Annotated in this window: 14 protein-coding genes; 8 read left to right on the forward strand and 6 right to left on the reverse strand. The window is 68.0% G+C overall.

Annotated features, from left to right (window positions below; translation table 11 throughout):
• Positions 1 to 329: 329 nt before the first annotated feature.
• The 4 genes from EPO51_RS00005 (at position 330) to EPO51_RS00020 (ending at position 8,397) form a co-directional block, all read left to right on the forward strand.
• Positions 330 to 3,335 carry a TonB-dependent receptor domain-containing protein gene (locus EPO51_RS00005; protein WP_293344667.1) on the forward strand — a complete coding sequence of 1,002 codons (3,006 nt, stop codon included), beginning with the start codon at positions 330 to 332 and terminating at the stop codon, positions 3,333 to 3,335.
• Positions 3,336 to 3,430: 95 nt separating this feature from the next.
• A complete protein-coding gene (locus EPO51_RS00010; protein ID WP_293344669.1) occupies positions 3,431 to 4,393 on the forward strand; it encodes a hypothetical protein in 963 nt (320 codons plus the stop codon).
• 176 nt (positions 4,394 to 4,569) lie between these two features.
• On the forward strand, positions 4,570 to 5,250 hold the full coding sequence (locus EPO51_RS00015; protein WP_293344671.1) for a TetR/AcrR family transcriptional regulator: 681 nt from the start codon (positions 4,570 to 4,572) through the stop codon (positions 5,248 to 5,250).
• 204 nt (positions 5,251 to 5,454) lie between these two features.
• A complete protein-coding gene (locus tag EPO51_RS00020) occupies positions 5,455 to 8,397 on the forward strand; it encodes a TonB-dependent receptor domain-containing protein (protein WP_293344673.1) in 2,943 nt (980 codons plus the stop codon).
• A 117-nt stretch (positions 8,398 to 8,514) separates the two neighbouring features.
• On the opposite strand, the gene EPO51_RS00025 is transcribed toward EPO51_RS00020, so the two are convergent.
• From EPO51_RS00025 to EPO51_RS00040, 4 genes are read right to left on the reverse strand one after another with little or no spacing between them, the layout of a single operon-like run.
• Positions 8,515 to 8,979, reverse strand: coding sequence for a DUF2059 domain-containing protein (locus EPO51_RS00025; protein ID WP_293344675.1), 465 nt, complete (start codon positions 8,977 to 8,979; stop codon positions 8,515 to 8,517).
• Positions 8,976 to 10,322 carry a DUF1552 domain-containing protein gene (locus tag EPO51_RS00030; RefSeq protein ID WP_293344677.1) on the reverse strand — a complete coding sequence of 449 codons (1,347 nt, stop codon included), beginning with the start codon at positions 10,320 to 10,322 and terminating at the stop codon, positions 8,976 to 8,978. Before EPO51_RS00030 ends, EPO51_RS00025 begins: the two co-directional genes overlap by 4 nt.
• The gene (locus EPO51_RS00035; RefSeq protein WP_293344679.1) at positions 10,319 to 12,025 is read right to left on the reverse strand and encodes a DUF1592 domain-containing protein; all 1,707 of its coding nucleotides are present in this window, start codon (positions 12,023 to 12,025) and stop codon (positions 10,319 to 10,321) included. Before EPO51_RS00035 ends, EPO51_RS00030 begins: the two co-directional genes overlap by 4 nt.
• A gap of 8 nt (positions 12,026 to 12,033) precedes the next feature.
• The gene (locus tag EPO51_RS00040; RefSeq protein WP_293344680.1) at positions 12,034 to 13,194 is read right to left on the reverse strand and encodes a hypothetical protein; all 1,161 of its coding nucleotides are present in this window, start codon (positions 13,192 to 13,194) and stop codon (positions 12,034 to 12,036) included.
• Positions 13,195 to 13,424: 230 nt separating this feature from the next.
• Between EPO51_RS00040 and EPO51_RS00045 the strand changes: the two genes are divergently transcribed.
• From EPO51_RS00045 to EPO51_RS00060, 4 genes are read left to right on the forward strand one after another with little or no spacing between them, the layout of a single operon-like run.
• Positions 13,425 to 13,811, forward strand: a complete 387-nt coding sequence (locus tag EPO51_RS00045) for a cupredoxin domain-containing protein (protein WP_293344682.1) — start codon at positions 13,425 to 13,427, stop codon at positions 13,809 to 13,811.
• Between the two features lie 46 nt (positions 13,812 to 13,857).
• Positions 13,858 to 15,207 carry a spinster family MFS transporter gene (locus tag EPO51_RS00050; protein WP_293344684.1) on the forward strand — a complete coding sequence of 450 codons (1,350 nt, stop codon included), beginning with the start codon at positions 13,858 to 13,860 and terminating at the stop codon, positions 15,205 to 15,207.
• A 41-nt stretch (positions 15,208 to 15,248) separates the two neighbouring features.
• Positions 15,249 to 15,707 (forward strand): c-type cytochrome, encoded by a 459-nt coding sequence (locus tag EPO51_RS00055; protein ID WP_293344686.1) that lies wholly within the window; start codon positions 15,249 to 15,251, stop codon positions 15,705 to 15,707.
• Positions 15,707 to 16,165 carry a VOC family protein gene (locus EPO51_RS00060; protein ID WP_293344688.1) on the forward strand — a complete coding sequence of 153 codons (459 nt, stop codon included), beginning with the start codon at positions 15,707 to 15,709 and terminating at the stop codon, positions 16,163 to 16,165. Before EPO51_RS00055 ends, EPO51_RS00060 begins: the two co-directional genes overlap by 1 nt.
• Before the next feature lie 76 nt (positions 16,166 to 16,241).
• Here the strand turns inward: EPO51_RS00060 and EPO51_RS00065 are convergent, their stop codons facing one another.
• Entirely contained in the window at positions 16,242 to 17,351 is a 1,110-nt protein-coding gene (locus EPO51_RS00065) for a serine hydrolase domain-containing protein (RefSeq protein ID WP_293344690.1), read from the reverse strand.
• Entirely contained in the window at positions 17,348 to 18,946 is a 1,599-nt protein-coding gene (locus tag EPO51_RS00070; RefSeq protein ID WP_293344692.1) for a carboxylesterase/lipase family protein, read from the reverse strand. Before EPO51_RS00070 ends, EPO51_RS00065 begins: the two co-directional genes overlap by 4 nt.
• Positions 18,947 to 18,953: the final 7 nt, after the last annotated feature.

The following is an 18,953-nucleotide window of genomic DNA, read 5'->3' on the forward strand; positions in this document are numbered from 1 at the left end:
CTTGTGCAGGCAGAAGATCGCCGCCTCGATCAGCCGCTCCTGGGTCGCGGCGCTGCGCTCCTCGTGCGTCTGGTGCGTCCGTCCCCGCCGCCGATCCACCTTCACCACTCCCACACATTCGCGCCGGCACTAGATGACGGTCGGCGTATAAATACAATCAAGCATGCACGTACAGTCTTGACTGTATGAGAGTGCCACCCTAGTTCCGAGTTCTCTCTCGGGCCCCGATCGGGGCCATCGAAGGAGGATCAAGGCTGCCGTCAGAGCGAGCCGCGATCAGGGGAATAGCCGACCACCGCAGGTGGCGGCGGGAGACGAACGGAGGGGACATGTCGATTCATCGCCACGCCATGGGCGCGTCCGCGCTCGCTATCGCCGCGGCGCTTGCCGGGTCCGCGACTCCCGCGTCCGCCGACGTCGACGCCGCCGCCAGCGAGGTGGATGAGGTGGTGGTCACGGGCTCGCTCATCCAGGGCGCGATGAAGACGGGCGCGCTGCCGGTGCAAGTGCTCGGGTCGGAGGAGCTGAAGAAGCGCGGGGACCCGTCGACCCTTGAACTGATCAAGAGCATTCCCGCGGTCGGGGCCACGATCGGCGAGACCAACCGCCTGAACGGGCAGAACGCCGGCGGCTACAGCATCAACCTGCGGGGCCTGGGCGCCGACAAGACGCTGGTGCTGCTAAACGGTCGGCGGATGCCCACGACCCAGTTGATCGACGGCGGCGCGGTCGACGCGTCGCTGATGCCGACGGCGGCCATCAGCCGGGTGGAGGTGCTGACCGACGGCGCGGCGGCCACCTATGGCTCGGACGCCATGGGCGGGGTGGTGAACTTCATCACCAAGACCAACCAGAACGGCTTCCAGCTCGACGCCAACTACAGTTACATCCGTGGCTCCGAAGGCGACTACGCCACGAGCCTCTCCTGGGGGCGGTCCGGCGAATGGGGCAATGTGCTGCTGGCCGGCAGCTACTATCACCGCTCCGAACTTGGGCAGGACCAGCGGGGCTGGGCGATCCGCCCGTTCACCCTCGACCCGCAGAACGGCTGGGCGGCCAGCGGCAACCCGGGCTCCTACCTGACGGGCTCCGCCCGCACGCAGGCCGGGTTCAACTCAGCGTTCCTGGACCCGGGCTGCACGCCGCTGGGCGGCCTCGTCACCGGAACCGGCAACGCGGCGCGCTGCCAGTATCACAACGCCCGCTTCAACAACCTGGTCGACGACACCGACGGCTACCAACTCTACGGCTCGGTGAACTTCGACCTGCCCGCGGAGCAGAAATTCCACGGCGAGTTGCTGGTGTCGGGGCACACGGTGCCGCACGACGTGCAGAACCCCAGCTATGCGCCCAGCAACTTCCCGCTGTCGGTCCAGAATGGCGGCAACAACCCGTTCCCCGCACCGACGGGGACGGACGGGATCCGCGGCTACTTCATCCCGGCGAACAACCCCGGCCTGCAGACGCTGATCGCTCTCAATCCCGGCGCGTTCACGGCCGCGCAGCTCGCCAACATCCGGGCCAACGGCGTGCTGACCAATAGCGCCGCCGGAGCCTGGCGGCCCTACGGCTACGGCGGCAATCCACTGACTGGCGACAGCTTCCGCTCCAACCGGACCGGCCGGGCGTTCCGCGTCTCGGGCGGGTTCTCCGGCGCCCTGCCCATGGGCATGAAGTACGACACCGCCGTGACCTACGGGCAGTACATCTTCGACCGCACCACCTCCGAGATGTCGGTCGAGAACCTGCAATGGGCGCTGATGGGCCTGGGGGGCGCGGGCTGTACGCCCGGCGGGACCAACGCCGCCACCAGCACGCCGGGGCAGGGGCCGTGCCTGTGGTTCAACCCGTTCTCCACCGGCATCGCGCGCAACGCCCAGACCGGCCAGATCAATCCGCAGTACGCCCAGGCCGTCGCCCTGAACCCCCAGGCGGCCAACTCGCTGGACGTGGCGCGGTTCATGGAGCCCTACGGCTACAATTTCCGCGACATCAACCGCACCATCGCGGTGGACTCCACCGTCAGCGGCGAGCTGCCCGTCCAGCTTTGGGCCGGCCGCAATATCGCGTGGGCCGCGGGCGCCCAGTACATCTGGACCCAGGACGTGAAGGAGGTTCCCAAGGAGACCAACTTCAACACCGCGCCGTGCCCCTTCACCGGGGTGACTACCTGCATCGCCAAGACCGGCCCGCTGACCTTCTTCGGCGCCATTCCGCCCTACGACCTGAAGACCTCCCGCTGGGCGGTCTTCGGCGAGCTGTTCGTCCCGATCGCCGACAGCCTCGAGGCGCAGCTGGCGCTGCGGCACGAGGACCTGGGCGACATCGGCACGACGACCAATCCCAAGGCTTCGATCCGCTGGCAGGCGACCGACTGGCTTGCGCTGCGCGGCTCGGCGGGGACGACTTTCAAGGCGCCGTATCCGACGCGGACGACCGGCCTGGTCACCAGCGGCGGCGTCGTAGCCCAGCTCGGCGTCTTCAAAGCCACCGACACCTACGGCAACGAGGATCTCGCGCCGGAGAAGGCCGACAACTATAGCGTTGGCGGCATCGTCACCCTGGGTGGCTTCAGCGCAACGGTCGACTACTACCTGATCAAGCTGAAGGGGGTGATCGAGGGCGACTCCGCCGCCAACATGATCAGCGCCTTTTTCGGCTCCTCGGTGTCCAGCCCCAACCGCTGCACGGCGGACCCGAACAATCCCTACTATGCTCTGCAGCAGCGCTTCACCTTCACCGGCGGCGTGGGCGACCCGGCCACCTGCGGCCTGCAGAACCTGCAACGCACCCGGCTCACCTACGATAACAAGCAGGACTACACCGTCTCGGGGCTGGACGTGGTCGTCGACTACCGGCTGCCCGGCATCCTGTTCGACGGCGACGTCCGCCTGGGCGCCGACCTGAACTACGTCTTCGAGTACCGCGGCTCCGGCAGCTCGACCGAGGGCATCGTGATCACTGCGGGCCGCGACTACGCCGGCACCACGAACTTCAACGCCATCCCGCGCTGGAAGGCCAACGCGTTCGCCGAGTATACGCGCGGCCCCGACAACCTGCGGGTCACCGTCCACTATATCGACGGCATGACCAACGACTCGCCGTCGATCTTCCCGCCGACCGCCACGAACCGGTTCGCCGAGCACATGGAGGCCTGGATCCCCGTCGACGTGGTCTACCGCCGCCTGTTGCCGTGGGATGCGACCGTGACCTTCAGCATCCTCAACGTCTTCGACCGCGACCCGCCGCCCATGCGTCAGGACTTCGCCTACAACACTTATACGGCGAACCCCCTCGGCCGCGTGTTCCGGATCGGTTTCGGCAAGACCTTTTAGCTTTCGGCGACGGTCCTCCCCGGTTGCGTTGACTGGCCGGCTCGCGCAGCGTCGTGCGGGCCGGCCTTTTGTCTCCAAGCTCATGGAATGGTGTGATGGATCGCTCAGCCTTCGCGACGGAACTCGACACGGATCAGGAGGGTCTCGTGGGCCCCTGGCGCGCGCCGCGGCAACTGCTGGCCGACCAGTCGTACGACGCCCATGCCTCGATCCACGACGACGCTACGGCCCAGCGGCTGGGCTTCCGGGGCGGCACGATCGAGGGGCCGACCCACTTCAGCCAGTTTGCGCCGCTGGCGCACCGCCTCTGGGGCGACCGCTTCTTCGAGACCGGCCGCATCTCGGCGCACTATCGCGCGCCGGTCTATGAGGGCGAAGAGGTGCGCGCGATCCTGACGCCGGCCGGCGTGATGTCCACCCACGCCGGCATCCGCATGGAGAAGCGTGACGGCACGGAGGTGCTTCGCGGCACCGCTTCGGTCGGTGACGACCGCACGCCGTCCGCCCTGGAGGCGCGGCTCGCGGGTCTGCCTCATCTGGAGCAGGCGGTGATCCTGCGGGACCTGAAGGTCAGTGACCGCACGTCGCGCCAGACCGTGCGCATGGCTTACGACCAGCACATGGGCGAGCTCTATCCGTTCACTCTCGAGCGCAAGCTCACCGCGATCACGGAGCCTTCGCCTTGGTACGATCCGGCCACCGCGGCGGCGTCGCCGTGGGGGAGGGCGATCATCCCGCTCGAAATGATCAGCGTGCTGCTGCAGTACCGGGCTCGCGAAGACCGCCTGCGGGTGCGAGGACCATCGGTCGGGCTGTTCGCCGACCAGGAGATCCACCTGCTGGACGGCCCGCTGTTCGTGGACGAGCCCTACGACATCGAGCGCGAGGTGGTGGCCCTGAGCGGCAGCCGCCGCACCGAGAGCTATTGGCTGAAGACGACGGTGTTTCGCGCCGGCGAGACCGCGCCGGTGGCGGTCATGCTGCTCAACCACGCGGTCCTGAAGGACTCCTATGCGCCCTATGAGGCGGAGCACTCGGACCTGTTCGGCGGCTCTTAGCCATCCGCCGGCCGATGTTTACATGCAAGCCTGACTGAATCTCATTCACTTGCCGCCACCTGCGAAGCCTTCTAGTTGTGCGAGGGCGGTCGGGCGTCGTGGGCGAGCGTTTCTGCGCGCCGCCATCACGGCTCCGGTTCAGCGTGATTATCGGCAAGTGGAAGAGGTCGTGGAGCTTGAGGCCATCGCGGACAAACGCCGCCGTTGACAAACCGCCGCGGACCGCGCGCACCCGCCGGTCGAACGCGGAGCGCAGCGCCTCGACCCGGGCCAATGTCATCGACACGACCATCGCCTGTCTCCACGAGTACGGGTACTCGGCCACCACGACCATGCTGGTGGCCGAGCGGGCGAACGTGACCCGAGGCGCGATCCTCCATCACTTCCCGACCAAGCTGGACCTCGTCCTCGCGGTGGCCCAGCACGTGGCCGACAACCAGTTCCGCGATAGGCGCCGCAAGCTCATGCAGTACGAGCGCGGCTACGAACGGTTCATGGCGCTGACGGAGATCACCTGGCAGTCGAGCATCGAGCCGCCCGCGATCGCTCTCCTGGAGATCCTGGTCGGCAGCCGCAGCGATGCGGCGCTGGCGGAGCGGCTTCCGCCGCTCATGGCGGCGATCGAGCGCAAGCACCAGGAAGGCGTCTGGGAGATCGCCACTGATGCCGGGATCACCGATCAGGCGACCATCCGCGCCATGGTGAGTCTGCACCTCGCGGCGATGCAGGGGCTCTCGATCCGGCTGATGCACACGAACGACCGCAGCCAGCTCGAACCGCCCATCGAGCTGCTGAAGATGTATCGCGCCTTTCTCACAGAGCACCTGCTGGCCAAGGCGAAGGCCGAGAAGGCCTGACGTCCCACCCGATCTGCCGGCTCACGCCACGCGATCCACGCGCTTGCCGACATGCAAGCATGAATAAACATACAAGCATGCAGGAATGTAGCTTGACAGCGGCAGGGGGTGTCCGCAGCCTCGGATCACGGTGAGGGCTTCGCTTCGGCGCGCCGGGGTGGGGGCTTCACCAGACAAAAAGAACAACTGATCCGGGGAAACGCCATGGCACGGCCGCACAGCGCCGTTCGTAAGATCTGCTGGCTGCAAACTGTCAGCATCGGGGGGCTGCTCGCAGCCGGACTGCTGAGCGCGTCTCCCGCCCTCGCGGAAGACGAGGACCTCCTTGAGGTCGTCGTCACCGGCTCGCGGACGGTCCGCGACGGCGCCCAGGCCCCGACCCCGGTGACCGTGGTTGGGGCCGACGAACTCGAGCGCTCGGCGCCGCGGAACATCGTCGAGGGCCTCACTTCGCTGCCGGCTTTCCGGGGCTCGACCAGCACCAACACGCCGGCGCTCAGCACCGCCAGCAACAACACCGGCAGCTTCTTGAACCTGCGGGGCCTGGGCGCGCAACGGACCCTGGTGCTGCTGGACGGCCGCCGCGTGGCCCCGGCCGCCAACAACGGCGCGACCAACTTCAACCTGCTGCCACAGTCCCTGATCAGCCGCGTCGACGTGGTGACCGGCGGGGCGTCCGCGGCCTATGGCTCGGACGCCGTCGCGGGCGTCGTGAACGTGGTGCTGCAGACCGACTTCGAGGGCTTCAAGGGCTCCATCCAGGGCGGCCTTTCCAGCCACGAGGATGTCGGCTCGCAGAAGGTCAGCCTGACGGCGGGCCGTGCCCTGATGGACGGGCGCCTGCACGTGGTTGGCAGCCTGTTCTACAACCGCACCGACGAGGTGCTGAGCGCGTTGGGCGCCCGCGACTGGGCCTCGGACGGCGATGGCCGGCTGATCATCGGGACGGGCGCCAGCCAATACAGCGCCATCTTCAGCAATGTGAACCAGAACAACTACGGCGGCGGCGTGATCCTGGCCGGCACGGCCAATGGGCCGGCGAACCTGGTCGGCCCCAATGGGTTGTTCCCGACCGGGGTCAAGTTCCTGCCCGGCGGGGCGCCGTCCCCATATGACCGCGGCGCGTTCATCACCGCCAACAACGCCGTGGGCGGCGACGGCTCGCGCAACACCACCAGCCTGGCCGGCGGACTGAAGCAGACCAGCGTCTTCGGCCGCGCCACCTACGATGTATCGGACACCTTCGAGATCTACGGCCAGGTGATGGCGGCCAAGGCGCGCAACATCTACCAGCCGTCCACGAACCAGAACCAGACCGCCACCCAGATCACGATCTTCGAGGGCAACCCGTTCATCCCCGCCCAGATCGCCGCGGCCCTGGCGGCGTCTGCGCCAACGACCACGACGGGGACGGCCTGCGGCCGCGCGGCCGGCACGCCGACTGTCGCGCTGCGCTGCTTCAAGATGTCGAGAATCCACCAGGAGGACGTCGGCGGCTACAATCGGATCACCAACATCGCGCGGAACGAGACCATCGACGTGGTGGTCGGCTTCAACGCCAAGGTGCTCGGCGACTACCGCCTCAGTGGCTACTACGAGCACGGCTACAACGACTACAAGACCAAGACCCAGGACAACGCGAAGTGGGAGAACTTCTTCGCTGCGGCCGACGCAGTTCGCGACCCGGTCAGCGGCCAGACCGTCTGCCGTACGACGCTCACCAACCCTGGTCTCTATCCTGGCTGCGTGCCGATCAATCTGTTCGGCGCCGGCTCGCCCTCGACCGAGGCGCTCAACTACGCCTTCGTGACCAGCTCCTTCCGCACCGAGATCGTCCAGGACGTGGCGGCGCTGGACTTCGCCGGCGAGCCCTTCCAGCTGCCGGCCGGTCCGCTGGCCGTCGCGGTGGGCGCCGAGTATCGCCGGTTCAAGGTCGATCAGACCGCCGACCCGGGCAACACCGAGATCAAGGATGGCACGGGCATCCGTGGTTTCCCGTCGTCGCTGACCGGCCTGCCGGGCGCCTACAACTTCGGGAACGTCTCGGTCTTCGAGGGCGTGGTCAACGTCAAGGAGGCCTACGCCGAGGTCAATGTTCCGCTGATCAAGGACCAGCCGCTGATCCATCAGCTCGAGCTGAACGCCGCGGGTCGCTACACCGACTACAGCACCAGCGGCGGCGTCACGACCTACAAGGTGGGCGGCGTCTATAGCCCGTTCGAGGATCTGCGCTTCCGCGCCACCTATTCCCGCGACATCCGCGCGCCCAGCCCGATCGAGCTCTTCCAGGGCAACGGCCAGGGCTCGCAGACGGTCATCGATCCGTTCAACGGCAATCAGACCTTCAACATCCTGGGCAGCGTGCGCGGCAACAAGGACCTGGATCCGGAAAAGGCCGACACCTATGCGGCCGGCGTGGTCTACCGCCCCAGCTTCCTGCCGGGGTTCGTGGCCTCGGTGGATTACTACAACATCGCGGTGAAGGGGGCGATCGGCACCCTGACCACCCAGGTCACCGTCGATTCCTGCTTCCGGGGGAATACGGCGCTGTGCGGCAACATCGTGCGCGATGGAAACGGCGTGATCATCTCGGTCCTGCAGCCCTATCTGAACCTGCAGAAGCTGAAGACCAGCGGCGTCGATGTCGAGCTCAGCTATCGCGCCGAAATCCCCAGCGTCCCCGGTGCGTTCTCAACCCGGGTGTTGGTGGGCTATCTGGCGGAGTATTCGACCACGGCGCCGGGATCGGCCGAGATCGACAGCACCGGCCAGGTCGGCTCCGGCGTGTCTAACCCGCGCTATCGCGCGCAGGGGACCGTGACCTGGGACAACGGACCGCTGGCGCTCACGCTGGAGGCCAACTTCATCGGCGCCGGTTATCAGAACAAGCAGCTGGTGGAAGCGCCGAGCGGCCCGAACACCATCGTCGACAATCACGTGCCGGCGGTCACCACCTTCGACCTTAGCGGCCGTTACAAGTTCGGCGCGAACGACCAGTTCGAGGCCTTTGCGGTGATCAACAACCTGTTCGACAAGGATCCGCCGATCGCGCCGGGCACCAACTCGGCCAACTTCATCCAGACCAACTACGAGCTCTACGAGACCATCGGCCGATACTACGTCGCGGGCGTGCGCTTCCGCTTCTGACAACGCCAGGGCGGCCCGACCCGGCCGGGCCGCCCACGCCATCGATGGGTCAAGGCAAGGCAAAGCGCCGGCCGCCCCACGGGCGCGCCGGCGTTGATCATGGTGGAGCGTGGCCGGTCAGACCGGCGGGCCGGGCTTCTTCTGGAAGGGCGCGGAGTAGTCGCCGTCCAGCCAGTTCTCCTGGCCGGTCTCGCAAACGTTGTGCAGCACGTGGGGGCCGACCTCGCGCAGGCCGAGGCCCGGACGCGGCGTCACCAGGATCGGCGGGTCGCCCGGCAGGTAGGCGAACTTGGTCCAGCCCGTATAGGCGCCGCTCTTCGGGTCCTTCACATTGACCTCGCCGCAAAAGACGATGCGGTCGTTCACCAGCTCGAAGCGCTTGTAGTTGGCCCGGACGCCGCGGAACTGGGCCTCGGCGTAGTTGGGGATCTGGGTCTGGCCCTGCCGCGCGACGCCCAAGGTGTTGGGGGCCTGCAGTGCATAGGTCCTGGCGGCCTCGACCATGTCCGGCGGGTCGGCGGCGAAGGCGGGCGCGCCGACCGCCAGCGACAGCCCCGCCGCGCAAAGGATCCGACCGCTCAAGCCATCACCTCCGTGATCGGCTTGGAGGTCGCCATCGAGCCCGTCCCGAAGCTGCCCACCGGCACGCCGGCAAGTTGCTGGGCGGTGAGCGACACTCGGGTGACCGGGTCGGCGCCGACCTTGATGTGCTGGCCGCCCTTGTGCCGGCCGTTGGCGCCACCCACGAGCAGCATGGGGATGTTGTCGATGGAGTGGATCTTGGCCCAGCCGGTGTCGCTGTAGCCCAGCACCAGGGCGTGATCGAGCAGGGTGCCGTCGCCCTCCTTGATGTTGTCCAGGGTCTTCAGGAAGTGGCCGAAGCCGCCCACGCTGATGTCGGCGAGCTCGGACGAGATCGGCTGGTAGCCCAGCTTGCCGTCGATGGGCTCCTCGTGGGTGTGGGCGTGATAGACCGGCGTGTCACCCGGCCGGTACATCTCAGACGTCGCCGGGGTGAAGACATAGTTCACGACATTGGTCTGGTTGCAGGCCAGCGCCATCGCGATCAGTTCGCACATGTGCTTGTTGTTATAGGCGACGGTGGGGACATCTCCCTTGCGGGGAAGATCCACGGGCGCTTCGGGCACCCGGCAGGCCTGGGCTGGCGCCGGCTGCCGCAGTTCGGCGTCCAGCTTCTGCTCCAGCTCACGGACCGAGGTGTAATACTGCTCCAGCCGCGCCCGGTCGGAGGCGCCCGTCTGCTGCCACAGCACGTCGCGTTGTTCCTTCACAGTGGACAGCACGCTCTTCTTGACCAGGACGCGCGGGTCCGGAGCCCAGTCGCCGGAATTCGGGTCGTGGAATCCCTGGCCGAACAGTCGCGTGTAGAGCGCCAACGGCGAGTCGTCGGCCATCTTGAACGCGTCTTCGCCGCGCGAGCTGTAGCTGGACGTGGCGCCGCGGAACGGCGTGGCCTCGATCGACCGGAACCGGGTGCCGCCGCCGACCGCGTCGGAGATGACGGTGTCGAAACTGTTCAGGCGGTCGAACGACTTGTCCTTCACCGGGCACTGGCCGGTCATGATCGCGGCCATGCCGGTCCAGTGGGGATGCGACGGCCGACCGTCGAGCCCGACCGTGAAGCCGGTGAAGACGCTGGTCTTCTTGTTCAGCCCACCCTCGAGAAACGCGAGCTGGGGCGGGATGTCATAGTCGAAGCCGACCTTCTTGGGCTCCCATCGCGTGGGGGTGAGGCCCAGGCCCCAGAAGAAGCTGGCGAAGCGGGTCGGCAGGGGCGCGCCGCTGGCGAGGGCCGCGCCGTTCCCGTCGAGGAAGAGGTCGAGCAGCGGCAGGCCCATGCCCACGGTTGCGCCGCCCAGAACGCCGCGCAGGATCGAGCGTCGGTTGAAGCGCGAGGATCTCATCGGCCGGTCTCCTTCAGGCTGGACGGGCTGCGGGCGGCGACCTTGGTGGTCGCGCCGGGCAAGGCGGGCGCAGGGGCGAGGCGGGCGGTGTAAAGGGCCGGATTGGCGGCCAGCTGCTTGAGGAACGCGGGCAGCCTGTAACCGCCCTCGGTGAAGGTCTTGGCGAGGGCCTGCGCGGTCGGCTTGTCCGGACCGACGGCCGGGCGGCCGGCGCCGGAGGCGAACAGGTTGCGCACCAGGCAGGCCGGAGCCCGCGGGTTCTCATGCAGGAGCATGCCCAGGCCGGCTGCGCCTTCGAAGATCTGGCCGTCCATCTCGGCCTTCACGTCGATCCGCTCGCCGTTCTCGAACTCGCGATACTCGCCCAGACTGTCGAAACGCTCCAGGGCGAGGCCCGGAGGGTCGACCATCGAGTGGCAGCTTGCGCAGGTTTCGTCGGTGGCGTGGGCTTCCAGCCTCAGCCGGACCGTCTTCTTCACGGTCGCCGCATCACCGTTCACCTGGCTGAAGTCCACGTCGCCCGGCGGAGCGGGAGTGACTTCGCACAGGAAGATCTCGTTGAGCGCCACGCCGCGCTTGGTGGGCGAGCTCCGCGCAGGATGGGAGAACAGCGACAGGAAGCTGATCTGCGTCAGCAGACCCGAACGCCCGGACCCGGCGGGGAAGGTGTACGGCGCCCAGTCCGCCTTCGAGGCGTATGGGACTTTGTAGACCATCGCCAGACCGCGGGTCATGAAGGTGTCGCGCGACGTGAAGATGTCCCGGTAGTCTCCGTTCCGGCGGACCAGCAGGTCGACGACGGTGCGCAGGGTCTGCTCGCGCGCCTGGGTCGCCACGACCTGGCTGTATTTCGGGAAGTGGGCCGGATCCTTCGACTGATGGTCGAACAGCTCCAGCTGCAGCATGTCGTCGAAGAACGCCTCGACGCCCTCTTCCAGGCGCGGCGAGGCGGTCAGGCGGTCGATCTGCGCCTGCAGGCCGGCGGGCGTCAGCAGGTCGCCGGTCTCGGCGGCGCGCAGCAACTGGTCGTCCGGCGTGGTGTTCCAGAGCATGTAGCTGAGCCGCGAGGCGCGTGCATAGGCGTCGACCGGCATCGCCCCGTCCACCGGCCTTCCCGAGCCGGCGCGCTCGATGCGGAACAGGAAGTCAGGGGCGGTCAGCAGGCTGGTGAAGCCCTCGCGAAGTCCGGCGTAGAAGTCCCCGGACTGGGTGCTGACGGCGTGGGCCAGCTTGACCCGCGCGGCGAGTTCGTTCGGCAGGAGCGGCCGACGGTAGAGCAGGCGGCCGTACTTCTGCAGGGTCTGCGTCGCGCAGACGTCATCGGCCGCCTTCGCCGAGGCCGGCTGGCACGGCATGAGCTTCGCGCGCCGCCCCTCGGCCGTCGCCTGTTCGGCGATGCTGGCGGCCATGGCGTAGTACTGCTCCATGCCTGCAGCCGAGACGGCGGCGCCCGCGGCCCCGACGGCCAGCAGGCCTTCGCGTCGCACCTCAGGCTCGAAGCGGCCCTGCACCTTGATGTCCGCGCCGAAGATGTCCGCCACGGACTGGCGATACTGGGCGGCGGTCAGCCGCCGCATGCCGACGACTTCACCCGGCTTGGCCGCGGACGCATTCGCCTGGAGGCTGGTGTCCGAGGCGCAGCCCGCCAGGGCCAACGGCGCAACCGCGAACACGCCGCAGAGAGCCAACGCACGCATACTCATCTCGGACCTCATTGTGCGGGGGTCGCCGTCGCGGCGGCGAGTTGGGACGCCGGCTTGCCGTCGAAAACGCGGGGGACCGAGACGACCTCCTTGGAATCCGGGGTCAGCACGAAGGCCGGTACGGCCCGCAGCCGATAGGCCATCGAGATGCGGCGGTTCTTTCCGGTCTTGGGATCCGGGTCGGCGTCGGCATGGCGCTCCAGCGCGTAGTAGAAGCTGGGCATATCGATGCCCTGGTTCATCTCGCCGTCTCGGCCGTTCACCGCCTGCTTGCGATAGATGACCTTCCAGTCGCGATAGCCGCCGACATAGCCCTCCAGCCCGCCTTCGGGCTTCATCTGGAAGCGGAGCCGGCCGCCGATCAGCTGGACCTGGTCGGGCATGCGCAGGTTCCAGGCTTCGTCGCGGAATCGGATCTCGGCGGGTGCGCGGGTCTCCACGACGCCATCGACAATCTTCGCCTTGACGATGCTCTGCGTGCGCAGGTCCGGTCTCACCGAGAAGCTGACGTCGCGGGCCACCTGGCCCAGGGCGTCCTTCATGATGCGTTCCTGCGCCTGGTAGAAGGCGAAGGTCACGTCGTCGTCGTTCATCGGGTCCTTGTTCCCCGACATGACGATCAGCACGGTGTAGAGGCCGTCGCGCATGTAGCCGTTGATGCCGACGCCGCGCTGCGACTTGTACGGCTGGCCGCGATACGACGCCCAGCAGCCGCCCGCCCGATAGTAGCCGTTGTCGATGCCCGGCACGCCTTCCGGCGTGCTGAACCCACCGGTCTTGACGTTGTCGTCCAGGTTGAAGCCGTAGGCGATCTTGCCGGTGACGGGCGGCAGGCCCAGGTCCGGAGCAAGCGTGGGTTGCTCCCAGACGTTCTCATAGTTGGGGCCGCGGAACCGCAGCACGCGCTGGAGATCAGGCCGGTTCTCAGCGTCCATGTAGTAGGCAATATCGGCGTCCTTGCGCCAACGGGTCTTGAGGACCTTCTTCCAACCGTGCGGCGGCGCGGTGCCTTTCGGACAGTCGGTTCCGGGAGCGGGGTTCTCGTCCTTGGGTCCGCCGTGGAAGAACGCGGGCTCCATCCAGTCGACCACATAGGCCCGGGACCAGGGCTCGGCCGTCGCGGCCGTGGGTAGGATGACCGCCATTGCGGCCAAGGCCAGTGTCCTCATCGCGGTCTCCTCCGCCTCCGCGCCGGCTTCGATGGCCGATCCTCAGAGGGTGCAATGCATTTGCGTGCATTCATGATTGTATGTGCTTCGATCAGCCCGCGCTATCACATTTCCGCGTCTCCGCAGAAAAATGCAATCAAGCTTGTTTGTACCTTGACCCTGGGCCGCGGCCGCCTTTAGCTGAGGAGAAGCGACGACGCAGAAGTACGTGGCAAAGGGTGGAGATCGGGATGGCGACCGTCGGGCGCAGGGTTGTGATCGGCGCTGGAACCTTGGCGTTGCTTTCGGGCGTGGCCGGCCGGGCCGCGGCCAAGACTCACTTGGTGACCATGGATCCGGCTGGTTCCAAGTTCGCGCCTGATACAATCACCATCCGGCGCAACGACACGGTGGAGTGGGAGAACACCACCAGCGTCCTCCACAGCGTCACCTTCGATCCCGCGAAGTCGAAGGTCGCGGGCAATGTGGTGCTGCCGGCCGGGGTCGCGCCGTTCGATTCCGGGGCGATGCGGCGTGAGGCGAAGTTCGCCCATGTCTTCGACGCGCCGGGGACCTACCGGTACATCTGCAAGTACCACGAGAACATGAAAATGGTCGGCACGGTCATCGTGAAGTGAGCGGCCGCGCCGCCGCCGTCCGATCGCGCGCTCAGGAGAACATCTGATGGTCGACGCCACCCTGGCGCCGTCGCGCACCGTTGCGCCCGAGCCGGCGGCGGTGACGCCGTCCTACCGGCGCTACGCCCTGTCGCTGATGCTCGGGATCTATATCCTGAACTTCCTGGACCGGCAGGTGATCAACATCCTGGCCGAGCCGATCAAGCAGGACCTGAACCTGGCCGACTGGCAGATCGGCATGATGTCCGGCCTGGCCTTCGCCCTGTTCTACACGGTGCTCGGCGTTCCGATCGCCCGGTTTGCGGAGACCCGGAACCGCCCCTTCATCATCGCCGGCGCCTTGACCATCTGGAGCGGGTTCACGGCGCTCTGCGGTGTGGCGCAGAACTTCGTCCAACTCTGTCTCTTCCGGATCGGCGTCGGGATCGGGGAGGCGGGCTGCACGCCGCCAGCCCATTCGCTGATCACCGACTATGTGCCAAAGTCGAAGCGCGCCTCGGCGCTGGCGTTCTATTCCATGGGCGTGCCGCTCGGGTCGCTGCTGGGCATGGCCATGGGCGGGGTCGTCGCGGACGCCTTCGGCTGGCGCGTCGCCTTCCTGGTCGCGGGTTTGCCGGGGGTGCTCTTCGCGCTGGTGACCTTCTTCACGCTCAGAGAGACCCGCTCGCGGCTGAAGGCCGACGTGGCGGCCGCCTCGGCGGCCCAGCCGCGCTTCGGTCAGGCGATGAAGCTGCTCGCCAGCAAGCGCACCTTCTGGCTGCTGGCCTTCGCCGCGGCGCTGAAGTCGTTCATCAGCTATGGCCAGGCGCCGTTCGTCGCCTCGTTCTTCCTGCGCAACCACGCCGAGCAGGTCGCCGCCCTGGCCGCCAGCTTCAACCTGCAGTCCGTCGGCTTCCTGGGGCTAGCGCTCGGGATCATCTCCGGGATCTGCGGGGCGATCTCGTCGGTCCTGGGCGGCTGGATCGCCGACAAGACCTCTGCCGGGGACGTCCGCAACAGCCTGCTCGCGCCGGCGCTGGCGGTGCTGGTCTCGGTCCCGGTGTTCATCCTCGCTCTGCAGATGGACGACGCACGGGCCGGCCTGGCCATCCTGATCGTCCCTTACCTGCTGAACTACTTCTGGTACGGACCGGTCTACGGGACGACCCAGGGCATCGTGCCGCCGAACATGCGCGCCACCGCCGCCGCGATCCTGCTGTTCGTGATCAACCTGATCGGCCTGGGCCTGGGGCCGCTGGCTGTGGGGCTGTTGAGCGACTACGTGGCGGTCGGTATGGGCCTCGGCCCCGCCGAGGGGATCCGCTGGGCGCTGATCATCGCCTCGTGCTTCGGCGTGCTGTCGGCGGCGCTGTTCTGGATGGCCCGCAAGACCATCGCCCAGGAAATGGAGAGTTGAGCGGACAAGCGCCGCTGGTTCATCGAAAGAATGGAGGCCCCATGCGACGCCGCGTCGTCATCCCGTCCGCCCTCAGCGCCGCCGTCCTGCTGGCGGCCGGCTCGGCCTTCGCCGCCGGCATGGCCGACGCGGTGACCAGTCGTCAGGCGCAGTTCAAGACGCTGGGCGCCAGCTTCAAGGCGCTCAACGACGAGATCCGCAAAGGTGATCCCGACATGAAGAAGATCCGCGCGTCGGCGGCCGTGGTCCGCAAGGCCTCCCTTGAGATCCCCAAGTGGTTTCCACGCGGCAGCGGGGCCGAGGCGGGCGTGAAGACCAAGGTCCTGCCGTCAGTCTGGAGCGACACGCCCGGCTTCGCCCAGGCCGCGAAGGACTTCGCCGCCGAGGCCGCTAAGCTTCAGACCCTGGCTGCGGGTGACGACGCCGACGACCTGCGCGCCCAGGCCAAGACGGTCGCCCAGACTTGCGGGACCTGCCACACCAAGTATCGCGAGAAGTGATGATGAGAGCCCTGATCGCCGCCGCCGCCCTGGCGTTGACCGCCGTAAGCCCGGCGCTCGCTGCCGACTGGGTCAACGTCCGTAACGTGCGGGTGGCCGCCGACGACGTCGCGGGCGCCGCGGATTTCTACAAGGCCGCCTTCGGGATGCAGGAGATCCAGCGCTACGAGCGCCCGGGCTTCCTGGAGATCATCCTCAACTTCGGACGCAGCGTCGACGAGGCCAAGGCCGCCGCCTCGACCCGCATCGCCCTGATCACGCGGCGCGCCGAGCAGAAGGCGGAGGGCGTGTCCAACATGGTGCTCAACGTCGGCGACATGGATGCGGTTGTGGCCCGGGTGACGGCGCACGGCGGCACGATCGAAAAGCCGCCCGCGCGCTCGGCGACCAGCGGTAACGTCATCGCGATGGTCCGCGATCCCGCCGGCAATCGCGTCGAACTGCTGATGCGACCCTAGCGGCCGTACGGACGCCTGGCAGGCAGCTCAGTGAGCGGTCTCCGTTTTGAGGGCTTTTCGACCCGCCGCCAATCCGTTACGCCGGCAAGGCTGGAGCTAGGGCGAGCCACGCCTCCTGCGGCGACAACTGCTCCGCGCCGAACCCCATGGTCGCGATGACCATGTCGTGGCGGGGCAGGACGAAGCAGAACTGCCCGCGGGCGCCCGCGGCGAACACCATGTCCCCCGGGGCGGCCGGCACGCGTCCCGCCCCGTTCAGCCACCACAGATAGCCGTAGCTCGGGTTCAGCCGCGACGGGGTCAGCGCCCGCGCGATGTAGTCCGCTGAGACGAGCTGGCCGTCCGCCCATCGCCCACGATTGAGATAGAGCTGCCCCAGCCGCGCCATGTCGCGGCACGACAGCAGGATCGAGCCGCCGATACGGATGTTCCCCGCCTTGTCGACGCCCTCTGGCTGATAGCGGAAGGTCTCGCAGCCCAGCGGTCGGACGACGTGCTCCATCATGTAGCGGAGACTGGTCACGCCGCTGGCCGCCGCCACGACATTGGCCAGGTGATCCGCCGGCGCGCCATCGTAGTAGAAGGTCGAGCCCGGCGCGATCGAGACGCCGTAGCCGGGCGGTGACCCTCGTTCCCCTTCCGCCTGCCTGGCATACTCGACGCCAGGACCGGCGGTGGCCGGCTCGTCGAGACGGGGCGGCCGCCGCGAACTCGGCTTGACGTTGAGCGTGCCCCCCGAGGTCATGGTCAGCAGGTGCTCGATCGTGGTGTCCGGGCGCAGGCCGGAGACCATCGGGTCGTGGTATTTCGCGACCAGATCGCTGGTCTTCAGTAGCCCCTCGGTGACGGCGCGGCCGACCATGGCCGAGCCCCAGGACTTGCCCGAGGAGAACGACACGTTCGGCCAGTCGGGCCGGCCGAGGTGGTAGGCGTTCTTCCAGTAGGTTTCGAACACCAGCACGCCATGGCGCACGACCACGAGGCCCTGGCGCTCGCCCCTGGCGCCCAGGGCGTCAGCGGCGCGGCGCAGCGCCGGGATGCTCAATCCATGGGCCTGCGCCGGGGCGGTGCGCCAGGGGCCGCGGCCTGGGCCGGGGGCCGCCACGGCCCTCGCGCCGCCCAGGGCGGGGGCCAGCGCACCGGCGATCAAGAGGGTGCGGCGGTCGAGGCTCGACGGGGCGCTCAAAGGTCGATCCGATGCAGGGTCCGCCCCTTCTGCTGGGTCTCGTAGCGGGCCATGAACAGCCGCTCCTCGCGGAACGGGTCATCGACTGCGGTGGGCGGCGTGTCGAACATCATCGTGGCGCGTCGGGTCAGGTCATAGGGCCGCCAGGTCGGAATGGCCGGGTTGTTCGGGTCGCCGCGCCGGGCGAACGCGATCCAGCTCTCGGACATCGCCCGGACCATGGCGCGGGTCGCTTCGGTCTCCGGCCCCGCCATCGCGACGCCGCGCTCGCTGCCGGCGGTGTCGAACACGAACGGCAGGTCGAGGGAGTGCTGGGTGATCCGCCGGCCGCCTTCCACCGGCGAGCGCCACATCAGGCGGTACACATAGGTCGGGGCGGCGCCGGCCTTGACGCGCTGCTCGGCCATGATCGTCTGGTCGCGCCCATAGCCTCGCGCCGAGCTGATCGTGAAGAAGGTCTCCGAGGGGCTGGCCTGCGGTCGCGACTTGCGGAAGATGGCCACCGCGGCCGGGATATCCGCCTCGGGGATAAAGGTCTTCAGGCGCGAGACCATGCCAGCCTCGTCAAGGTCGAAGATCCCCGGCTCGCGGCCCAACTGGTTGGTCAGCTCGGTCCGGTTCATCCCCATCATCATCGGCAGGTGGTTCGAGATCGCCGGGGCTCGGGGCAGGAACGGGTGGGCCTGAAACGTCACCCCGTCCAGCACGGGGGAGAAGCGGTAGTTGTTGGCGGTGCTGACTTGTCGCGCCGCCGCCGTCAGCGCCGCGATCGGGACCGCCTGCAGCCTGCGGATGTCGCCCTTGGGCACGTCCAGGGTCTTCAGCAGCGCCGCGGTCAAGGCGTCGGCCTGCTCCGGCGTCTGGATCATCAGGTGCGATCCGCTCTGCACCACGCCCTTGTGGAACAGGCCCTTGGCGTCCTGGCCCGCGTAGCAGAGGCTGACCTTCCGGCCACCGCCCGACTGGCCGAAGATCATGACGTTGCCAGGGTCTCCCCCGAACGCGGCGATGTTCTCGCGCACCCAGGTCATGGCCGCGACCAGGTCCAGGTAGCCCACGTTGCCCGATCGCGCGAAACGCTCGCCGTAGGCGGCGTCCAGGTGGCAGTGGCCGAAGACGTTCAGGCGGTGGTTGATGGTCGCGACCACGACGTCCCCTCGCCGGGCCAGCCGGCCGCCGTCGTAAAGCGCATGGGAGCCGGACCCGGCCTCGAACCCGCCGCCGTGGAACCAGAGCATCACCGGCCGCTTCGCGCCGTCGAGGCCCGGCGTCCACACATTGATCCGCAGGCAGTCCTCGCTCATCGGCCCCGGGTCGGCGAGCGCGCTGCGCACCTGGGGCGCCTGGTCGCCGTAGTCGAGGGCGTCGCGCACCCCCGCCCAGCGCTCTGGCGGTCGAGACGGGAGGAATCGGCTCTCGCCGGCTGTGGTCGCGCCATAGCGCAGGCCCTTGAAGACCTGAATCCCGTCGACCGTCCGACCGCGTACCCGCCCCTGGGCGGTTTCCACCAGGGGCTCCGTCTGCGCCAGGGCACGGTTCCCGACCAGGGTCCCCAGCAAGCCTGCGCCCGCTGCCAGCACGCTACGCCGATCCATACCCGCC

Source organism: Phenylobacterium sp., assembly GCF_004297125.1.
GTDB lineage: Bacteria > Pseudomonadota > Alphaproteobacteria > Caulobacterales > Caulobacteraceae > Phenylobacterium.